Annotated in this window: 15 protein-coding genes; 12 read left to right on the top strand and 3 right to left on the bottom strand. The window is 69.4% G+C overall.

The window, feature by feature from the left end; all coding sequences use genetic code 11:
* Positions 1 to 58: 58 nt before the first annotated feature.
* From dusB to hflX, 9 genes are all read left to right on the top strand, one after another.
* A complete protein-coding gene (gene dusB / locus GE300_RS17780; RefSeq protein ID WP_154448558.1) occupies positions 59 to 1,042 on the top strand; it encodes a tRNA dihydrouridine synthase DusB in 984 nt (327 codons plus the stop codon).
* Positions 1,039 to 2,127: a two-component system sensor histidine kinase NtrB gene (locus GE300_RS17775; RefSeq protein ID WP_154448556.1), complete on the top strand. Its 1,089-nt coding sequence runs from the start codon at positions 1,039 to 1,041 to the stop codon at positions 2,125 to 2,127. The genes dusB and GE300_RS17775 overlap by 4 nt, the downstream gene beginning before the upstream one ends.
* Positions 2,128 to 3,573: a nitrogen regulation protein NR(I) gene (gene ntrC, locus GE300_RS17770; protein ID WP_154448554.1), complete on the top strand. Its 1,446-nt coding sequence runs from the start codon at positions 2,128 to 2,130 to the stop codon at positions 3,571 to 3,573.
* Between the two features lie 41 nt (positions 3,574 to 3,614).
* The gene (locus GE300_RS17765; RefSeq protein ID WP_325063307.1) at positions 3,615 to 5,867 is read left to right on the top strand and encodes a sensor histidine kinase NtrY-like; all 2,253 of its coding nucleotides are present in this window, start codon (positions 3,615 to 3,617) and stop codon (positions 5,865 to 5,867) included.
* Between the two features lie 53 nt (positions 5,868 to 5,920).
* On the top strand, positions 5,921 to 7,333 hold the full coding sequence (gene ntrX / locus GE300_RS17760; RefSeq protein ID WP_154448551.1) for a nitrogen assimilation response regulator NtrX: 1,413 nt from the start codon (positions 5,921 to 5,923) through the stop codon (positions 7,331 to 7,333).
* A 10-nt stretch (positions 7,334 to 7,343) separates the two neighbouring features.
* On the top strand, positions 7,344 to 8,720 hold the full coding sequence (gene trkA, locus GE300_RS17755) for a Trk system potassium transporter TrkA (RefSeq protein ID WP_154448549.1): 1,377 nt from the start codon (positions 7,344 to 7,346) through the stop codon (positions 8,718 to 8,720).
* A 10-nt stretch (positions 8,721 to 8,730) separates the two neighbouring features.
* Positions 8,731 to 10,239, top strand: coding sequence for a potassium transporter TrkG (locus tag GE300_RS17750; protein WP_154448547.1), 1,509 nt, complete (start codon positions 8,731 to 8,733; stop codon positions 10,237 to 10,239).
* A gap of 142 nt (positions 10,240 to 10,381) precedes the next feature.
* The gene (hfq, locus tag GE300_RS17745) at positions 10,382 to 10,624 is read left to right on the top strand and encodes an RNA chaperone Hfq (protein ID WP_154448545.1); all 243 of its coding nucleotides are present in this window, start codon (positions 10,382 to 10,384) and stop codon (positions 10,622 to 10,624) included.
* Positions 10,625 to 11,884: a GTPase HflX gene (hflX, locus tag GE300_RS17740; protein ID WP_325063304.1), complete on the top strand. Its 1,260-nt coding sequence runs from the start codon at positions 10,625 to 10,627 to the stop codon at positions 11,882 to 11,884. It begins immediately after the preceding gene.
* On the opposite strand, the gene miaA is transcribed toward hflX, so the two are convergent.
* Positions 11,881 to 12,798: a tRNA (adenosine(37)-N6)-dimethylallyltransferase MiaA gene (gene miaA, locus GE300_RS17735; protein WP_154448543.1), complete on the bottom strand. Its 918-nt coding sequence runs from the start codon at positions 12,796 to 12,798 to the stop codon at positions 11,881 to 11,883. The two genes, hflX and miaA, sit on opposite strands and share 4 nt — an antisense overlap.
* Positions 12,799 to 13,045: 247 nt before the next feature.
* Here miaA and GE300_RS17730 point away from each other — a divergent pair, with 247 nt between their 5' ends.
* From GE300_RS17730 to GE300_RS17720, 3 genes are all read left to right on the top strand, one after another.
* On the top strand, positions 13,046 to 14,002 hold the full coding sequence (locus tag GE300_RS17730; RefSeq protein WP_154448541.1) for an ABC transporter permease: 957 nt from the start codon (positions 13,046 to 13,048) through the stop codon (positions 14,000 to 14,002).
* A 214-nt stretch (positions 14,003 to 14,216) separates the two neighbouring features.
* Positions 14,217 to 15,074: an ABC transporter permease gene (locus GE300_RS17725; protein WP_407647734.1), complete on the top strand. Its 858-nt coding sequence runs from the start codon at positions 14,217 to 14,219 to the stop codon at positions 15,072 to 15,074.
* Positions 15,075 to 15,077: 3 nt separating this feature from the next.
* On the top strand, positions 15,078 to 16,736 hold the full coding sequence (locus GE300_RS17720) for an ABC transporter ATP-binding protein (protein WP_154448537.1): 1,659 nt from the start codon (positions 15,078 to 15,080) through the stop codon (positions 16,734 to 16,736).
* A 19-nt stretch (positions 16,737 to 16,755) separates the two neighbouring features.
* Here the strand turns inward: GE300_RS17720 and GE300_RS17715 are convergent, their stop codons facing one another.
* Positions 16,756 to 17,658, bottom strand: a complete 903-nt coding sequence (locus tag GE300_RS17715; protein ID WP_154448535.1) for a DUF2189 domain-containing protein — start codon at positions 17,656 to 17,658, stop codon at positions 16,756 to 16,758.
* 207 nt (positions 17,659 to 17,865) lie between these two features.
* Positions 17,866 to 18,291: an OsmC family protein gene (locus GE300_RS17710; RefSeq protein WP_154448533.1), complete on the bottom strand. Its 426-nt coding sequence runs from the start codon at positions 18,289 to 18,291 to the stop codon at positions 17,866 to 17,868.
* Positions 18,292 to 18,380 lie beyond the last annotated feature (89 nt).

The raw sequence follows: 18,380 nt of genomic DNA, 5'->3' as shown, positions 1-18,380 counted from the left end.
TTGCCGACGCCGCGCGCTTGCGCTAAACCGGCGGTATCGTTGCACAAGGTTTGAGCAGTTGTCCCCGAGCGTTGGATCAGAAAACCTGCAATCGCCTGTTTTTCTGGCACCCATGGCCGGAATCACCGATCTGCCGACCCGGCGCCTGGTCCAGGGCTTCGGCGCCGGGCTGGTGGTGTCCGAGATGGTCGCGAGCCAGGAAATGGTGCAGGCGCGGCCGCAGGCCCGCGCCCGGGCCGAGCTGGGCCTGGGGCTCGAGGGCACCGCGGTGCAGATCGCCGGGCGCGAGGCGCGCTGGATGGCGGAGTGCGCACGCATGGTCGCTGACATGGGTGCGCGGATCGTCGACATCAACATGGGCTGCCCGGCGAAGAAGGTGACGAACGGGCTGTCCGGCTCGGCGCTGATGCGCACACCGGACCACGCCCTGAGCCTGATCGAGGCGGTGGTGGGCGCGGTCGATGTGCCGGTCACGGTGAAGATGCGGCTGGGCTGGGACGATCGCAGTCACAACGCCGACCGCATCGCGCGGCGGGCACAGGATGCGGGCGTTTCGATGGTGACGGTGCACGGCCGCACCCGCTGCCAGTTCTACAAGGGCCGTGCCGACTGGGCCGCGATCCGGCCCGTGGTCGACGCGGTGGACCTGCCGGTGATCGCCAATGGCGACATCGTGGACGGGGCGACTGCCGCGCTGGCGCTGAAGAAATCCGGCGCGGTCGGCGTCATGGTCGGGCGCGGCGCGCAGGGGCGGCCGTGGCTGCTGGCGCAGATCGCGCACGGGCTGGGGCAGGGGCCGGCGCCGCATGTCCCGCAGGGCGCGGCGCGGATCGAGATGATCTGCGCCCACCACGAGGCGCTGCTGGCGTTCTACGGCACCGAGCTTGGCCTGCGTTGCGCCCGCAAGCACCTAGGCTGGTACATGGACGATCTGGACACGCCCCGGGCGCTGCGCCGCGAGGCGCTGACCGCCGCCACGCCGCGCGCCGCCGTCGCCGCGCTGCGCCGGCTGGACCCGGCCTGCGAGAGGGAAGCCGCATGAACCTGCACAGCGATCCGTTGTGGAGCGCCGTTCCCTACCCGGCGGTGCTGATCTCGGCCGAGGCGGCGGTGCTGTCGTGCAACGGCGCCGCCGAGAACGCGTTCTCGATGTCGGTGCGGCAGATGCAGGGCCGGCCGCTGGCCGCGTTCGTCGGCGCCGACAGCCCGATCATGGAGAGTATCGGCCAGACCCGCGCCGGCGTCGCCTCGGTGGTGCAGTACAACGTCGAGGTCGGCTGGGCCGAGCGCCCGCAGCGGCCCTACACGCTGCACGCGGCGCAGGTGCAGGATGGCACCGGCACCGTGCTGCTGCTGTTCCACCCGCTGGGCATGGCCGAGCAGATGGACCGGTCGCTGTCGCACCGCTCGGCGGCGCGCTCGGTCACCGGCATGGCGGCGATGCTGGCGCACGAGATCCGCAATCCGCTGGCCGGGATCTCGGGCGCGGCGCAGCTGCTGTCGATGAACCTCGGCGAGGAGGACCAGGAGCTGACCGAGCTGATCCGCGCCGAGACCGACCGCATCGGCAAGCTGGTCGAGCGGGTGGAATCGTTCGGCGACATCCGCCCGGCGGCGCGCAACCCGGTCAACATCCACGACGTCATCGACCGCGCCAAGCGCGCCGCCGAGGCCGGCTTTGCCCGCCATGTCCGCTTCATCGAAAGCTACGATCCGTCGCTGCCGCCGACGCTGGGCGATCCGGACCAGCTGATCCAGGTGTTCCAGAACCTGTTCAAGAACGCCGCCGAGGCCTGCCCGGCCGTGGGCGGTGTGATCCGGATCCGCACCGGCTACCAGCCCGGCGTCAAGCTGTCGCTGCCCGGCCGCCGCGCCGAGAGCCTGCCGCTGCTGGTGTCGATCGTCGACAACGGCGGCGGCATTCCCGAATCGCTGATCCGCGACGTGTTCGAGCCTTTCGTCAGTTCCAAGGCCAACGGCTCGGGACTGGGCCTGTCGCTTGTCAGCAAGGTGCTGAGCGACCACGGCGGCGTGGTCGAGGTCGACAGCCAGCCCGGCCGCACCGAATTCCGCATCCGCCTGCCGCTGATGACCGGCGCGGCCGATGCCCAGCAGGAGGTCGCCTGAATGGAAGGCACCGTCATCGTCGCCGACGACGACCGCACGATCCGCACCGTCCTGAGCCAGGCGCTGACCCGCGCCGGCTGCCGGGTGCGCTCGACCGGCACCATCAGCACGCTGTGGCGCTGGATCGAGGAGGGCGAGGGCGACTGCGTGGTCTCGGACGTGATGATGCCCGACGGCGACGCGCTGGACCTGCTGCCGGCGATCCAGCGCAAGCGCCCGGACCTGCCGGTGATCGTGATGTCGGCGCAGAACACGATGATGACCGCGATCCGCGCGACCGAGGTCGGCGCCTACGAATACATCCCCAAGCCGTTCGACCTGCGCGAGGTGCTGAGCCAGGTGAACAAGGCGCTGAACCGGCAGCGCCGGCCGCTGGCCCAGCCCGCCGCCGAGGAGGCCGCCGACGACCGCCAGCAGCAGCTGCCGCTGATCGGCCGCTCGCCGGCGATGCAGGACGTCTACCGCATCATGGCGCGGCTGATGACCACCGACCTGGGGGTGATGATCTCGGGCGAGAGCGGCACCGGCAAGGAGCTGGTCGCCCGCGCGCTGCACACCTTCGGGCTGCGCAAGGACGGCGCCTTCGTGGCGATCAACATGGCCTCGATCCCGCCCGACATGATCGAGGTCGAGATGTTCGGCACCGCGCAGATGAAGGGCGCCGAGGGCGCCGGCAAGTTCGAGCAGGCCGCCGGCGGCACGCTGTTCCTGGACGAGGTCGGCGACATGCCGCTGGCGGCGCAGACCCGGCTGCTGCGGGTGCTGCAGGACAGCGAGTTCAGCCGCGTCGGCGGGCGCGAGACGCTGATCGCCAACGCCCGGATCATCGCCGCCACCCACCAGGACCTGCGCCAGCTGGTCAACGAGGGCCGGTTCCGCGAGGACCTGTTCTACCGGCTGAACATCGTCCCCGTGCGCCTGCCGCCGCTGCGCGACCGGCTCGAGGACATCCCCGACCTGGCCCGCGCCTTCCTGCGCAACGCCGAGGCCGAGGGCCTGCCGCGCAAGACCATCAGTCACGAGGCGCTGGACGAGCTGCGCAAGCTGGACTGGGCCGGCAACGTGCGCGAGCTGGAGAACCTGATGAAGCGCCTGGCGGTGCTGTGCCCGGACGAGGTGATCTCGGCCGCGGTCGTGCAGCTGGAGATCAAGGCGCGGCCCAGCTCGGTCGCCGCGCCGCGCGGCGAGCACGGCCAGAAGCTGAGCCAGGCGATCGAATCGCACCTGAAGCGGTATTTCGACCTGCACGGCGACAACCTGCCGCCGCCGGGGCTGTACGAGCGCATCATCAAGGAGGTCGAGCTGCCGCTGATCGCGCTGTCGCTGGCCGCCACGCGCGGCAACCAGGTGCGCACCGCCGAGCTGCTGGGGATCAACCGGAATACGCTGCGGAAAAAGATCCAGGAGCTCGACATTTCGGTGACACGCGGAAAGAAAATGATGTAGGGTCGCCACAGTCACCGTCAGAACACGTGTCTGTACCCTACGTGCAACAGAGCCAGACCTTCCGCCTTTCATCCCTGGCCCTGGAGGCCCTGCGCACGCGGCGCGCGCGGAACGCGCTGACGCTGGCGCTGGTGTTCCTGGGACCGGTGCTGGCGCTTGCCACCGGTCTGGCGCTGAACCACGACGGCGTCGTGCTGGTCGACGTGCTGCGGCCGATCCTGCTGCTGGATTTCGTCTATGTGCTGGTCGTGCTGGGGCTGGTGGCGCAGCGCGTGGCGGTGACGATCTCGGCGCGGCGGCGCAAGTCGGCCGGCTCGCGGCTGCACATGCGGCTGATGGGGGTGTTCGCGCTGATCGCGCTGGTGCCGACGGTGCTGGTCGCGGTGTTCGCCACACTGACGCTGAACTTCGGGCTCGAGGGCTGGTTCTCGGACCGGGTCCGCAACGTGGTCGGCAACTCGCTGGCCGCGGCGCAGGCCTACGAGGAGGAACACCGCTCGAACCTGACCGAGGACGCCGAGCTGCTGGCGCGGTTCCTGAACGACCAGAAGGAGCGCTTTCCGCTGATCTCGCCGGCGCAGTTCCGGGAGTTGCTGAACCGCGGCCAGCTGCAGATGCCGCGCGAGCTGCCCGAAGCCTATGTGATCGACGGCGACGGCCAGCTGCGCGCCCGCGGCGAGCGCAGCTACCTGTTCGACTACGAGCGGCCGACGCCCGAGCAGATCGACCGCGCCCGCGCCGGCGAGACGGTGATCATCGAGGATCCGCCGAACTTCGAGTTCCGCGCGCTGGTGGCGCTGCCGGCCTTCGTCGACCGGTTCCTGTACGTCACCCGCGACGTCGACGGCGAGATCCTGCAGCTGCTCGACGAGACCCAGGAGACGGTGACGCTGTACCAGCAGCTGGAGCGCGACCGCGGCCGGCTGCTGTTCGAGTTCGCGCTGATCTACCTGGTGTTCGCCGCGATCGTGATCCTGGCGGCGATCTGGCTGGGGCTGTGGTTCGCCGAGCGGCTGTCGCGCCCGGTCGGCAAGCTGGCCGAGGCGGCGCAGCGCGTCGGCGCCGGCGATCTGGACGTGCAGGTTGCCGAGGACGGCGGCGACGACGAGATCTCGATGCTGGGCCGGGTGTTCAACCGGATGACCTACCAGGTGCGGGGGCAGCGCGACGCGCTGGTCGAGGCCAACGCCGAGACCGAGCGCCGCCGGCGGCTGTTCGATTCGATCCTGACCAGCGTCACCGCGGGGGTGATCGGGCTGGACGCCGAGGGCCGGATCGAGACCATCAACGCCGCCGCGACCGAAATCCTCGACCTGCAGACGATCCGCCCCGGCGAGGTCTCGCTGGAGGAGGCGGTGCCCGAGTTCGCCGGGCTCTACAACAAGCTGGAGCGCGAGATCGGCGCGGTTTCGCAGTCCGAGGTGCGGATGATCCGCTCGGGCGGCGAGGCGACGCTGCTGGTGCGGATGTCCACCCGCGCCGGCGTCGACGGCCAGGTCGAGGGCTATGTGGTCACCTTCGACGACGTCTCGGACCTGGTCAGCGCGCAGCGCATGGCCGCCTGGGGCGACGTGGCGCGGCGCATCGCGCACGAGATCAAGAACCCGCTGACCCCGATCCAGCTGTCCGCCGAGCGGCTGCGCCGCAAGTTCGGCCCCCGCGTCGGCGAGGATCGCGAGACGCTGGAGCAGTACTCGGACGTGATCATCCGCCAGACCAACGACCTGCGCCGGATCGTCGACGAGTTCTCGAAGTTCGCCCGGATGCCCGCGCCCGAGCGGCGCCGCGCAGACCTGATGGGGGTGATCCGCGACGCGGTGCTGCTGCAGGAAGGCGCGCGGCACGACATCCGCTTCGTGCTGGAGGCCCCGGACGGCGCGATCGAGGCCAGCATCGACGAGACGATGATCAACCAGGCGCTGACGAACCTTCTGAAGAACGCCTGCGAAGCAATTGACGAATATGTGGAAAAACAGCAGCCAGAGGACTTTGCGCCAGAGGTGCGGGTGATCGTGACCGACACCTACGGCGCGCTGCTGATCCAGATCCAGGACAACGGCGTGGGACTGCCGGCGCAGCGCTCGCGGCTGTTCGAGCCGTATGTGACGCACAAGTCGAAGGGCACCGGGCTGGGGCTGTCGATCGTGCGCAAGATCATCGAGGAACACGCCGGTCGGCTGGAGCTGATGGATGCGCCCAGCTTCAACGACGACGAACACCACGGCGCCGAGGCGCGGATCCTGCTGCCGATCGGCCAGGACGGGGTGGTGCCGGACCGGGCCGAGGTGGCCTGAACGGATGGATGCCGAATTGAACAGGATGAAATTTCTCAAGGGGGTACGAGGAGATGGGTGACATACTGGTCGTGGACGACGAGCGCGACATCCGCGAGCTGGTCGGCGACATCCTGGAGGACGAGGGCCACACCGTGCGCCTGGCCTGGGACAGCGACAGCGCCTATGCCGAGATCAACCGCGAGCCGCCGGACCTGGTCATCCTCGACATCTGGCTGAAGGACAGCAAGCACGACGGCATCGACATCCTGAAGTCGGTGCGCCGCGACAACCCGTCGGTCCCGGTGGTCATCATCTCGGGCCACGGCAACATCGAGATCGCCGTCGCTGCGGTCAAGCAGGGCGCCTACGACTTCATCGAGAAGCCGTTCAATATCGATCAGCTGATGGTGGTGATCACCCGCGCCATCGAGACCAGCCGGCTGCGGCGCGAGAACGCCGAGCTGCGCACCCGCGAGGTCGCGGCGCAGGAGATGCTGGGCACTTCGGCCGCGTTCCGCGCGCTCAAGAGCCAGCTGGAGAAGGTTGCGCGCGGCAACGGCCGGGTGATGCTGAGCGGCCCCGCCGGCTGCGGCAAGGAGGTCGCGGCGCGCTACATCCACCAGAAATCCGAGCGCGCCAAGGGGCCGTTCGTGGTCGCCTCGTCCGCCTCGATCGAGCCGGAGCGGATGGAGGAGGTCCTGTTCGGGCGCAACAGCCCCGAGCGCGGCCACGAGCCGGGCCTGTTCGAGCAGGCCCATGGCGGCATCCTGTTCTTCGACGAGGTCGCGGACATGCCGCTGGGCACCCAGTCCAAGATCCTGCGGGTGCTGGTCGACCAGAGCTTCCAGCGGGCAGGGGGCTCGGACACGGTCCGGGTCGACGTGCGGGTGATCTCGGCCACCAACAAGGACCTGAAATCGCTGATCACCATGGGCACGTTCCGCGAGGAGCTGTACCACCGGCTGAACGTGGTGCCGATCGACGTGCCCGGGCTGGACGCGCGCCGCGACGACATCCCCGAACTGGCGCGGCATTTCATCTTCGAGCTGAACGCCGCCCAGGGCCTGCCGCTGCGCGAGCTGTCGTCCGAGGCCGAGGCGCATCTGCAGACCATGTCCTGGCCCGGCAACATCCGACAGCTGAAGAACGTGATCGAGCGGGCGCTGATCCTGGGCCCGGACGGCGGCGCCATCGACCCGGCGGAATTCCCGGCCGAGAACAGCAGCGCCGGCGGCGATGGCGCCGGCTCGCTGATCTCGGCGATGTTCGCCGGCATGCCGCTGCGCGAGGCGCGCGAGCAGTTCGAGCGCGAGTACCTGGTGGCGCAGATCAACCGCTTCGGCGGGAACATCTCGCGCACGGCAAGTTTCGTCGGCATGGAGCGCTCGGCCTTGCACCGGAAGCTGAAATCGCTGAACGTCATCACCACCGCACGCGGCGGCGCGCGGATTGCCGACACGGCGGACATCGAAAGCAGCCTGTGAAAGCCCCTTCATGAAGGTCATCATCTGCGGCGCCGGCCAGGTCGGCGGCCAGCTGGCGCGCCATCTGGCGAAAGAGGACAACGACGTCACCGTCGTCGACCAGGACGACGTGCTGGTACGGCGGCTGATCGACCGGCTCGACGTGCAGGGGGTGACCGGCTTCGCCTCGCACCCCGACGTGCTGGAGCGCGCCGGCGCCCGCGATGCCGAGATGCTGATCGCCGCGACCCAGTCCGACGAGGTGAACATGGTCACCTGCCAGGTGGCGCACTCGATCTTCTCGGTGCCGCGCAAGGTGGCGCGGCTGCGCTCGAAATCCTACCTGGATGCGATCTACGCCGATCTCTACCGCCGCGACCACCTGCCGATCGACGTCGTGATCAGCCCCGAGCAGGAGGTCGCCGAGGCGGCGCTGCGCCGGCTGGCGGCGCCGGCGGCGTTCGACACCGAAAGCTTTCTCGGCGGCGCGGCGCAGCTGCTGGGGCTGGCGATCGAGCCGGACTGCGCGGTGCTGAACACGCCGCTGCGGCAACTGACCGAGCTGTTCTCGACCCTGCGCGCGGTGGTGGTCGGCATCCGCCGCGACGAGACCCTGTTCGCGCCCGAACCGGCCGACCAGCTGTACGCCGGCGACGAGATCTACGTGTTCGCCGCCACCGAGGACGTCGAGCGCACGATGGAGATCTTCGGCAAGCGCAACCGCAAGTCCGAGCGGATCATCATCATCGGCGGCGGCAACGTCGGGCTGGCGGTGGCGCGCGCGCTGGAGGAGGCGCCGATCAAGCGCCGCGTCAAGCTGATCGAGCTGGACCGCAACGTCGCCGAGGCCACCGCCGACGCGCTGAACCGGACCGTGGTGCTGCACGGCGACGGGCTGGACCTGTCGATGCTCGAGGAGGCCAACCTCAGCAAGGCCGACGCGCTGCTGGCGCTGACCGACGACGACAAGACCAACCTGCTGACCTGCGTGCGCGCCAAGACCGAGGGCTGCCCGCTGGCGATCTCGCTGACCAACGATCCGACGCTGGCGACGCTGAAGCGGCCGCTGAACATCGACGCGTTCATCAACCCGCGCGCCACCACCGTCAGCTCGATCCTGCGCCACATCCGCCACGGCCGGATCCAGGCGGTGTATTCGGTCGGCGACGCCGAGGCCGAGGTGATCGAGGCGATGGTGCTGGGCACCTCGCCGATCGCCGGGCGGCAGATCCGCGACATCGAGTGGCCCGAGGGCGCGCTGGTCGGCGCGGTGCAGAAGCGCGGCAAGATGGTCCTGCCGCGCGGCAACACCCTGATCGAGGAGGGCGACACCGTCGCCGTCTTCGCGCTGTCCAAGGACGTGGCCGAGGTCGAGCGGCTGTTTCAGGTCAGCCTCGACTATTTCTGACCGGCCCGCGATGCAACGCACCGGCCTCCGATTTCCGACCACGGTCAACCTGGTGCTGATCACCAGCGTGCTGATGCTGGCGCCGCTGGCGCACGCGATCTGGCAGGAGGACTGGCGTGCGGCGCGGGCGTTCTTCTACAGCGGCGCGCTGTCGGCGGTGATCGCGGTCATGGTCGGCCTGGCGCTGGCGGCGCGGGCGGCGCCCGCCTCGTCCACCGCGGTGCTGGTGCGGCTGCTGCTGGCCTATGCGCTGCTGCCGGCGGTGATGGCCGCGCCGGTCAGCCTGCTGGTGCCGTCGATCAGCTACGGCCAGGCCTATTTCGAGATGATGTCCAGCCTGACGACCACCGGCGCCACCGTGCTGTCCGACGTGGCAACGGTGCCCGAGTCGGTGCACCTGTGGCGCGCGATCTGCGGCTGGGCCGGCGGCCTGCTGATCCTGGTCGTCGCCGTCGCCATCCTGGAGCCGATGAAGCTGGGCGGCTTCGAGCTGGAGGCCGCGATCGCGCCCGGCCGCAGCCTGCGCCGGCAGTCGCTGGGCGGCGGCGGCACCGGCGAGCGGCTGTGGCACCACGCGCGCAACGTCGCCCCGGTCTACGCGGCGCTGACCGCGGTGCTGACCTTCGGCCTGCTGCTGGCCGGCGACCGGCTGCTGGTGGCGCTGAGCCATGCCATGTCGGTGATGTCGACCAGCGCGATCACGCCGCTCGAAAGCCTGTCGGAGGCGAAGTCCGGCTATGCCGGCGAGGTGCTGATCTTCTTGTTCCTGCTGCTGGCGCTCAGCCGCAACTCGATCCAGCTGTCGCGCTCGGAGTCCGGCCGCGGACCGCTGCGCGACCCGGAGTACCGGCTGGCGGCGGTGATCGTGCTGTCGGTGTCGGGGCTGCTGTTCGCGCGGCATTTCTTCGGCGCCGTCGACGTCGAGGAACAGGGCAATCTGCGCGCCGCCGCGACGGCGCTGTGGGGCGGGCTGTTCAACGTGCTGTCGTTCCTGTCGACCACCGGCTTCGAAAGCCGCGACTGGGCCGAGGCGCGCGACTGGTCGGGGCTGGAGACGCCGGGCCTGATCCTGCTGCTGCTGTGCCTGGTGGGCGGCGGCGTCGCCACCACCGCGGGCGGGGTCAAGCTGCTGCGGGTCTACGCGCTCTACAAGCATGGCGTGCGCGAGATGCAGCGCCTGATCCACCCGAACTCGGTCGGCGGCGCCGGGATCACCGCCCGGCGCATCCGCCGCGAGGGCGCGCTGATCGCCTGGGTGTTCCTGATGATGTTCCTGCTGGGCATGAGCCTGCTGCTGCTGGTGCTGACCGCGCTGGGCCAGAACTTCGACGACGCGCTGGCGCTGTCGGTGGCGGCGCTGAGCAACACCGGCCCGGCGGCGCAGCTGCTGAACCCGGAATTCAGCTACACCGCGCTGGACCCGGCGACGCGGGCGGTGCTGAGCGTGGCGATGGTGTTCGGCCGCGTCGAGGTGCTGGTGTTCGTGTCGCTGCTGAACCCGGATTTCTGGCGCCGGTGAGGGCATTTTGTTGCACTGCACATATTTTGTGGCGATTGCCTCTGGAAATCCGCCGGGAAAACCCCATACCTAGGCGTGCGACAACGATTGCGACAACGATAATGCCCGTCAGCGGGCAAACCAGAAACAAGGCTTATAAAAAATGGCTGCCGACAAACAGAATCTGCAGGACGCCTTTCTCAACAGCATCCGCAAGGCGAAGATCCCGGTCACGATCTTCCTGGTCAACGGCGTGAAGCTGCAGGGCGTCATCACCTGGTTCGACAACTTTTGTGTGCTGCTGCGCCGCGATGGCCAGTCCCAGCTTGTTTACAAGCATGCGATTTCGACGATCATGCCCTCGCAGCCGGTCCAGCTTTACGAGGGCGAAGGCAACGGGGCCTGAGTGCGCACGCGCGTCCTGCACCCGCACCTGACCGGCACGCAGACGCGCCGCGCTCCCGGACGCGCCCTGGACGAGGCAGTCAGCCTGACCGAGGCGCTTGACGAGCTCGAGCTCGTCGACGCGTTCGTGGTGCCGGTGCCGCGGCCGCGCCCCGGCACCCTGTTCGGGCCGGGCAAGGTCGACGAGCTGGCGGAAAGCTGCAAGGCCGAGGACATCGGCCTGGTGATCGTCGACGGCCCGCTGTCGCCGGTCCAGCAGCGCAACCTGGAGCGCGCCTGGAAGGTCAAGATCCTCGACCGCACCGGGCTGATCCTGGAGATCTTCGGCGAGCGCGCGCAGACCCGCGAGGGCGTGCTGCAGGTCGACCTGGCGCATCTGGAATACCAGAAGACCCGGCTGGTGCGCAGCTGGACCCACCTCGAGCGCCAGCGCGGCGCCCTGGGCTTCGTCGGCGGTCCCGGCGAGACGCAGATCGAGTCGGACCGCCGCGCGCTGAACGAGCGGATCGTCCAGATCCGCAAGCAGCTGGCCAAGGTGGTCAAGACCCGCACCCTGCACCGCGCCGGGCGCAAGAAGGTGCCGTTCCCGGTGATCGCGCTGGTCGGCTATACCAACGCCGGCAAGTCGACGCTGTTCAACCGCCTGACCGGGGCAGGGGCGCTGGCCGAGGACATGCTGTTCGCGACCCTTGATCCGACGATGCGCGGCATCACCCTGCCGGGCGGCCGGCGGGTGATCCTGTCGGACACGGTGGGGTTCATCTCGGACCTGCCGACGCAGCTGGTCGCCGCGTTCCGCGCCACGCTGGAGGAGGTTCTGGACGCCGACCTGATCCTGCACGTGCGCGACATCGCGCACCCGGAGTCCGAGGAACAGGCCGAGGACGTCTACGCGATCCTGAACGAACTGGGCATCGACGAGGCGCGGCAGGAAACCATCGTCGAGGTGCTGAACAAGGTCGATCTGCTGGACGACGAGGCGCGCGCCCGGCTCGGGCGGCAGAGCGACCGCCAGGCGCGCCGGGTGACGCTGTCGGCCGTGACCGGCGAGGGCATCGACCGGCTGGTGGCGGCGATCGACGAGGTTCTGGGCGAGCCCGTGACCGAGGACCGGCTGCACCTGGAGTTTGTCCAGGGCAGGGCGCGCGCCTGGCTGCACGAGCAGGACGTGGTGCTGGACGAGACCCAGGACGAGACCGGCTTCGCGCTGTCCGTGCAATGGACCGAGCGGCAGCAGAAGAAGTTCAGGGAACTCTTCTAAAGCATTGAAATGATGCAATCTGCCGTGTCTGGATCGGCGGCCGACCTGGCCTCGACCGGGGTCCAGTCGTGCATGTTCGATCGGAACCAGGTGCGCTGCCGTTTGGCGTACTGCCGGGTCGCGACCACGCCGCGATCGACGGCTTCCTGCAGCGTCAGCTTGCCGTGCAGATGCGCCATCAGTTCGGGCGCCCCCAGCGCGCGCGACGCCGGCAGGCCTTCGTCCCACCAGTCCTGCGCCGCCGCGACCTCGTTCAGCGCGCCGCCGCCAATCATCGCCTCGAACCGGGCCTCGATCCGGTCGGCGAGCCATCCGGCGTCGCTTTCAAGCTTCAACTTCACCGCGTTGCGCTTTGAAATCATTGGCTCCGGCGTCTTCTTCTGCCATTCGGAAAGGGGCGTTCCGGTGGCGCGATGAACCTCCCAGGCGCGTTGCAGGCGCATGCCGTTGTTCAGGTCCAGACGCGCGTGCAGCGCCGGATCGTGCCGGCGCAGGTAGTCGCGGAACGCGTCCAGCCCGCGATCCTCGCGCAGGCGGTCGCCCTCGGCGCGGATCTCGGGCGGCGTGTGCGGCACCGGCGCCAGCCCGCGGGTCAGCGCCGACAGGTACAGCCCGGTGCCGCCGACGATGATCAGCGGCGTGCCGGCATCGACCAGCGGCTTCAACTCGCGCAGCCAGGCGCCGACGGAATACGCGGTTTCCGGCGGCACATGTCCGTACAGCGCGTGCGGCGTGCGGCCTTCCTCGTCCGGGGACGGCCGCGCGGTCAGGATCCGCCACGCGTCATAGACCTGCAGGGCATCGGCATTGACCACGGTCGCGCCGATGCGCTCCGCCAGCGCCAGCGCCAGGGCAGACTTGCCGGACGCGGTCGGTCCGGCGATCAGGATCGGCTTGCAACGGGCTGTCGACATTTCCGGACATGTTGTTGAGTTTGCGAACCGCAGTCCAGTGCTTCCGTCAATCGGCGTATTTAACATAATAATGATTATCGGACTTTGCTGTGCGGCTAGCTGTGCGGCTAGCTGTGCGGCGATCGGATCACCCTCGCCCCGGGCAACGGTCGCCATGCCCGCACAACGGTTGTTTCCGGATGACGGTTGCGGCTAGGCTTGCGTTCCCCGGACGATCGCCTGCACGCAACGACGGAGACGCGCAAGAATGAACGGTGTCCTGCCGCTGATCGGAAAACGCCTGCTTCTGGGCCTGGGCACCCTGCTGGTGGTGTCGATCATCATCTTCGGCGCGGTCGAGCTGCTGCCGGGCGACGTCGCGCAGGAGATCCTGGGCCAGAGCGCCACCGAGGAGACGGTGGCCGAGCTGCGGCGCCAGCTCGGGCTCGATCAGCCGGCCTACATCCGCTACTTCCAGTGGCTCGGCAACGCGCTGCAGGGCGATTTCGGCACCTCGCTGGCCAACAAGCGTTCGGTGGCCGAGCAGCTGGGTCCGCGGTTCCTGAACACGCTGTTCCTGGCCGGCATGGCGGCGCTGATCTCGGTGCCGCTGGCGATCGGCCTGGGCGTGCTGGCGGCGCTGATGCGCAACTCGATCTACGACCGGGTCGCCAACGCGCTGAGCCTGGTGTCGATCTCGAGCCCGGAATTCTTCCTGGGCTACATCCTGATCGTGTTCATGGCGGTGCAGAACCCGTGGTTCCCGGCGATCGCCAACGTCACCCCCGAGATGGACCTCGGCACGCGGATCTACCGCAGCACCCTGCCCGCGCTGACCATGGCGCTGGTGGTCACCGCCTACATGATGCGGATGACGCGCGCGGCGATCATCAACCTGCTGGCCAGCCCCTACATCGAGATGGCGCGGCTGAAGGGCGTGCCGAACCGGCGCGTGATCCTGCGCCACGCGCTGCCCAACGCGCTGGCGCCGATCATCAACGTGGTGGCGCTGAACCTGGCCTACCTGGTCACCGGCGTGGTGCTGGTCGAGGTGGTGTTCGTCTACCAGGGGGTCGGCCAGCTGCTGGTGGACAGCGTGTCCAAGCGCGATTTCCCGGTGGTCCAGGCCAGCTGCCTGGTCTTCGCGGCCACCTTCATCCTGTTCAACCTGATCGCGGACGTCGGCGCCATCCTGTCGAACCCGCGGCTGCGGCACCCGAAGTGAGGGCGACGACATGAGCTGGTTCACCCTCGCCTTCTTCGCGGTCCTGATCCTGGGCGGCGTCATCGCCGGCATGCTGCAGCGCCGCGGCCCGCTGCTGCTGATGTTCGTGCTGCTGTGCGTCTCGGGGCTGGCGGCGATGATGATGGGGCCGGGCGTGCTGAAGTCGATCAGCATCGGCGCCGGCATCCTGGCCGCGGCGGCCGGCATTTCCTATATGGTCCGCGAGAGCCTGGCGCTGCTGCTGCCCGAGGGCGGCGCCCGGCTGATCAAGACCGCGCCGCTGACCGCGGTCTTCGGCATGCTGGTGATCGCGGTCTACATCCTGACCGCGGTGTTCGCCCCGGCGATCGCCCCCTACGGCGAGGCCGAGGTGGTCGGCGCGTCGTTCCAGCCCGCCGACGAGACCATGCTGCTGGGCGGCGACCAGCTGGGGCGCGACCTGTTCAGCCGGCTGATCTTCGGCGCGCGCAACACCGTCGGCATCGCGCTGGTGACCACCGCCATCGCCTTCGTCATCGGCACGCTGACCGGGCTGATCGCGGCCAGCATGGGCGGCTGGGTCGACCAGATCCTGGGCCGCATCGTCGACACGCTGCTGGCGATCCCGCAGCTGATCTTCGCGCTGCTGCTGCTGACCATCACCGGGCCGAGCGTGCGCAACCTGACGCTGGTGATCGCCCTGCTCTATGCGCCGCTGATCTTCCGGCTGGCGCGCGCGGTCGCCGGCGGCATCGTGGTGATGGACTACATCGAGGCGGCGCGGCTGCGCGGCGAGCGCACCTGGTACGTGATCATGAAGGAGGTGTTGCCGAACGTCACCGCGCCGCTGGCGGCGGAGTTCGGGCTGCGGTTCTGCTTCGTGTTCCTGGCGATCTCGGCGCTGTCGTTCCTCGGCCTCGGGATCCAGCCGCCGACCGCCGACTGGGGCTCGATGGTGCGCGAGAACGCGACGCTGATCAGCTTCGGCGCGATCACCCCGCTGATCCCGGCGGCGGCGATCGCGCTGCTGACGGTGGCGGTCAACTTCGTGGTCGACTGGATGCTGCACATCTCCTCGGGGCTGAAGGAGTAGACCATGGCGAAGGACAAGGATCTGCTGCTGGACATCCGCGATCTGCGGATCGAGGGCTTCGCCGACGACAGGTGGTTCGAGATCGTCCACGGCATCGACCTGCAGCTGCACCGCGGCGAGGTCATGGGCCTGATCGGCGAGAGCGGCGCCGGAAAGTCGACCATCGGCCTGGCGGCCATGGGCTTCACCCGCGACGGCTGCCGCTTCGCCGGCGGCGAGGTGGAGTTCGACGGCATGGACCTGACCTCGGCCAGCGAGGCCGAGAAGCGTGCCCTGCGCGGCAGCCGCATCGCCTATGTGGCGCAGTCGGCGGCGGCCTCGTTCAACCCGGCGCACAAGCTGATCGACCAGCACGCCGAGGCGCCGGTGCTGCACGGCCTGATGAGCCGCAGGGAAAGCGAGGCCGACGCGATCGAGCTGTACCGCCGCCTGCGCCTGCCCAACCCCGACGAGATCGGCTTCCGCTATCCGCACCAGGTCTCGGGCGGGCAGCTGCAGCGGGCGATGACGGCGATGGCGATGAGCTGCCGGCCCGACCTGATCATCTTCGACGAGCCGACCACGGCGCTGGACGTGACCACGCAGATCGAGGTGCTGGCCGCGATCCGCGACATCGTCGACCAGTTCAACACCGCCGCGCTGTACATCACCCACGATCTGGCGGTGGTGGCGCAGATGGCCGACCGCATCAAGGTGCTGCTGCGCGGCGACGAGGTCGAGGAGGCCCCGACCCGCGAGATGCTGTCCGACCCGAAGCAGGACTACACCAAGTCGCTGTGGGCGGTGCGCAGCTTCAAGCGCGAGCAGAAGCCGCGCCCGCCCGAGGGCACCACGCCGCTGCTGTCGGTCCGGAACGTCTCGGCCGCCTATGGCGACACCAGGGTGCTGGATGGCGTCAGCTTCGACATCCACCGCGGCCGTACCGTGGCGGTGGTCGGCGAATCGGGCTCGGGCAAGTCGACCACGGCGCGCTGCATCACCGGCCTGCTGCCGCCGCTGGAGGGCGAGATCCTGTGGGACGGCACCCCCCTGCCCCCGCGCTACCAGGACCGCAGCAAGGAGCAGCTGCGCCAGGTGCAGATGATCTACCAGATGGCGGACACCGCGCTGAACCCGAAGAAGACCATCGGCCAGATCATCGGCCGGCCGCTGCGCTTCTACCAGGGGCTGCGCGGCGCGGCGCTGAAGAAGCAGGTGGACGGGCTGCTCGACCAGATCGAGATGTCGCCGTCGAAGTTCTATCACCGCCTGCCGTCGGAGCTGTCGGGCGGGCAGAAGCAGCGCGTGGGCATCGCCCGGGCGCTGGCCGCCGGGCCCGAGCTGATCATCTGCGACGAGGTCACCAGCGCGCTGGACCAGCTGGTCGCCGAGGGCATCCTGCGGCTGCTGGACACGCTGCAGAAGGAGCTGGACCTGGCCTTCATGTTCATCACCCACGATCTGGCGACGGTGCGCGCGATCGCCGACGAGGTGGTGGTGATGAAGGAGGGCGAGGTGGTCGAATCCGGCCCCAAGGACCAGATGTTCCGGCCGCCGCACCATCCCTATACCGACCTGCTGCTCAGCTCGGTCCCCGAGATGGATCCGGACTGGCTGAGCAACCTGCTGGAGGAACGCGGCCGCGACAACATCGGCGAGGCCGCAGGCAGCGCGGGCGCCTGAGCGGCGCCCGCGGCCAGGTTCACTCGGGCGCCGGGTCCGGGTTCGGCTTCGGGTTCGGAGCCTCGAAGTCGATCGCCCGGCGGTAGAGGTGCCAGGTGGCGTGGCCGAGGATCGGCACCACCAGCGCCAGCCCCAGCAGCGCCGGGATCGCGCCCAGGGCCAGCGACAGCGCGACCACCAGCCCCCATTGCGCCATCGTCCACGGGTTGCGCGCGACCAGCGTCACCGACGTGACGACCGCCAGCGGCAGGCCGACGTCGCGGTCCAGCAGCATCGGGAACGACACCACCGAGATCGCCAGCGCGACCACGGCGAACACGAAGCCGACGCCGAAGCCCAGAACGATCATCGCCCAGCCGGCGCCGGTGGTGAACACGTCGGCCAGGAAGGCGCCGGTCGAGGCGGGCGGCTCCGGCCCCAGCGTCATCGCGTAGATGAACCAGGCCGCGAACAGCCAGGCGACGAAGATCGCCAGCAGGTAGATCCCGAGCATGACGATCGGCGCCAGCGCCGAAGAGCGGAACACGGCCAGCGCATCGCCCCAGTTCGGGTGCAGCCCGCGCTCGCGCCGGCGGCTCATCTCGTAGAGCCCGACCCCGGCCAGCGGTCCGACCAGCGCGAAGCCCGACAGCATCGGGAACAGCAGCGGCAGCAGGTTCCGGTCCAGCGCGAACCAGACCAGCACGCCGCCGATCACCGGGTAGAGCAGGCAGATCGCCACCACGTCGGAGCGGAAGGCGGCGAAATCCTCGACGCCGCGGCGCAGCGCCTCCTTCAGGTCCTCGGTGCCGATCTTTCGCACCACCGGTACGCCCGACTCCTCGACGCCGCCCAGGCGTTCGGCGAGGTGAGAGGCGCCGCGACCGGCCCCCTCCAGTGCGCCGACGCTCCAGGACAGCGGATTTCCGATCGTTTTGACCATGCCATGCCCTCCGGTTTCCGTTTCCGGCGGCCGAGGCCACGATGCGGTTCGGCCTGCGGGTTCAGGGCGCAGGCGCCGATCTGGGCGGCCAAGGCAGCCCATGCGCACAAACTAGCAGGAAAAACCGGAAGATGCATCAACGCTGCGTGAGCCGTCCGGCGGAAGACGCGCGGGGCCGGGGGCGCAGCCCCCGGCCCCGCGGCCGGCTCAGCCCTCCAGCGTCGCCGACAGGGTGATGTCGGCGTTCAGCAGCCGCGAGACCGGGCAGCCGGCCTTGGCGCCCTCGGCGGCTTTCTGGAAGGCGGCGTCGTCGGCGCCGGGAACCTTCGCCGACACGTCCAGATGCACGGCGCTGATCGAGAACCCGGCGTCGCCCTTCTCCAGGCTGACCGTCGCGGTGGTGGCGATGCGCTCGGCGGTGAAGCCGGCCTTGTCCAGCTCGCCCGACAGCGCCATCGAGAAGCAGCCGGCGTGGGCGGCGCCGATCAGCTCCTCGGGATTGGTGCCCGACCCCTCCTCGAAGCGGCTCTGGAAGCCGTAGCGGTTCTCGTTCAGCACCCCGCTGGCGCTGGAGACGGTGCCCTTGCCGGACTTGAGGTCCCCGGTCCAGACCGCCGATCCCTTGCGTTTCATCAGTATCTCCCTTGTTCGGAACGTGCGCGCGCCAGCGCACCGGACGGGCGCCGGCGCGCAGGTTCAGGCTTCGGTGCCGGCGGACCCGG

It is taken from the genome of Halovulum marinum (assembly GCF_009697225.1).
Classification (GTDB): Bacteria; Pseudomonadota; Alphaproteobacteria; order Rhodobacterales; family Rhodobacteraceae; genus Halovulum; species Halovulum marinum.
This window is presented reverse-complemented; position numbering and strand designations above follow the sequence as displayed.

What these genes read in the sequence shown, in the direction of transcription:
- GE300_RS17775 (WP_154448556.1), top strand. Translation starts at nt 1,039, where the DNA reads ATGAACCTGCACAGCGATCCGTTGTGGAGCGCCGTTCCCTACCCGGCG.
- ntrC (WP_154448554.1), top strand. Translation starts at nt 2,128, where the DNA reads ATGGAAGGCACCGTCATCGTCGCCGACGACGACCGCACGATCCGCACC.
- ntrX (WP_154448551.1), top strand. Translation starts at nt 5,921, where the DNA reads ATGGGTGACATACTGGTCGTGGACGACGAGCGCGACATCCGCGAGCTG.
- trkA (WP_154448549.1), top strand. Translation starts at nt 7,344, where the DNA reads ATGAAGGTCATCATCTGCGGCGCCGGCCAGGTCGGCGGCCAGCTGGCG.
- GE300_RS17750 (WP_154448547.1), top strand. Translation starts at nt 8,731, where the DNA reads ATGCAACGCACCGGCCTCCGATTTCCGACCACGGTCAACCTGGTGCTG.
- hfq (WP_154448545.1), top strand. Translation starts at nt 10,382, where the DNA reads ATGGCTGCCGACAAACAGAATCTGCAGGACGCCTTTCTCAACAGCATC.
- miaA (WP_154448543.1), bottom strand. Translation starts at nt 12,798, where the DNA reads ATGTCGACAGCCCGTTGCAAGCCGATCCTGATCGCCGGACCGACCGCG.
- GE300_RS17730 (WP_154448541.1), top strand. Translation starts at nt 13,046, where the DNA reads ATGAACGGTGTCCTGCCGCTGATCGGAAAACGCCTGCTTCTGGGCCTG.
- GE300_RS17725 (WP_407647734.1), top strand. Translation starts at nt 14,217, where the DNA reads ATGGTCCGCGAGAGCCTGGCGCTGCTGCTGCCCGAGGGCGGCGCCCGG.
- GE300_RS17720 (WP_154448537.1), top strand. Translation starts at nt 15,078, where the DNA reads ATGGCGAAGGACAAGGATCTGCTGCTGGACATCCGCGATCTGCGGATC.
- GE300_RS17715 (WP_154448535.1), bottom strand. Translation starts at nt 17,658, where the DNA reads ATGGTCAAAACGATCGGAAATCCGCTGTCCTGGAGCGTCGGCGCACTG.
- GE300_RS17710 (WP_154448533.1), bottom strand. Translation starts at nt 18,291, where the DNA reads ATGAAACGCAAGGGATCGGCGGTCTGGACCGGGGACCTCAAGTCCGGC.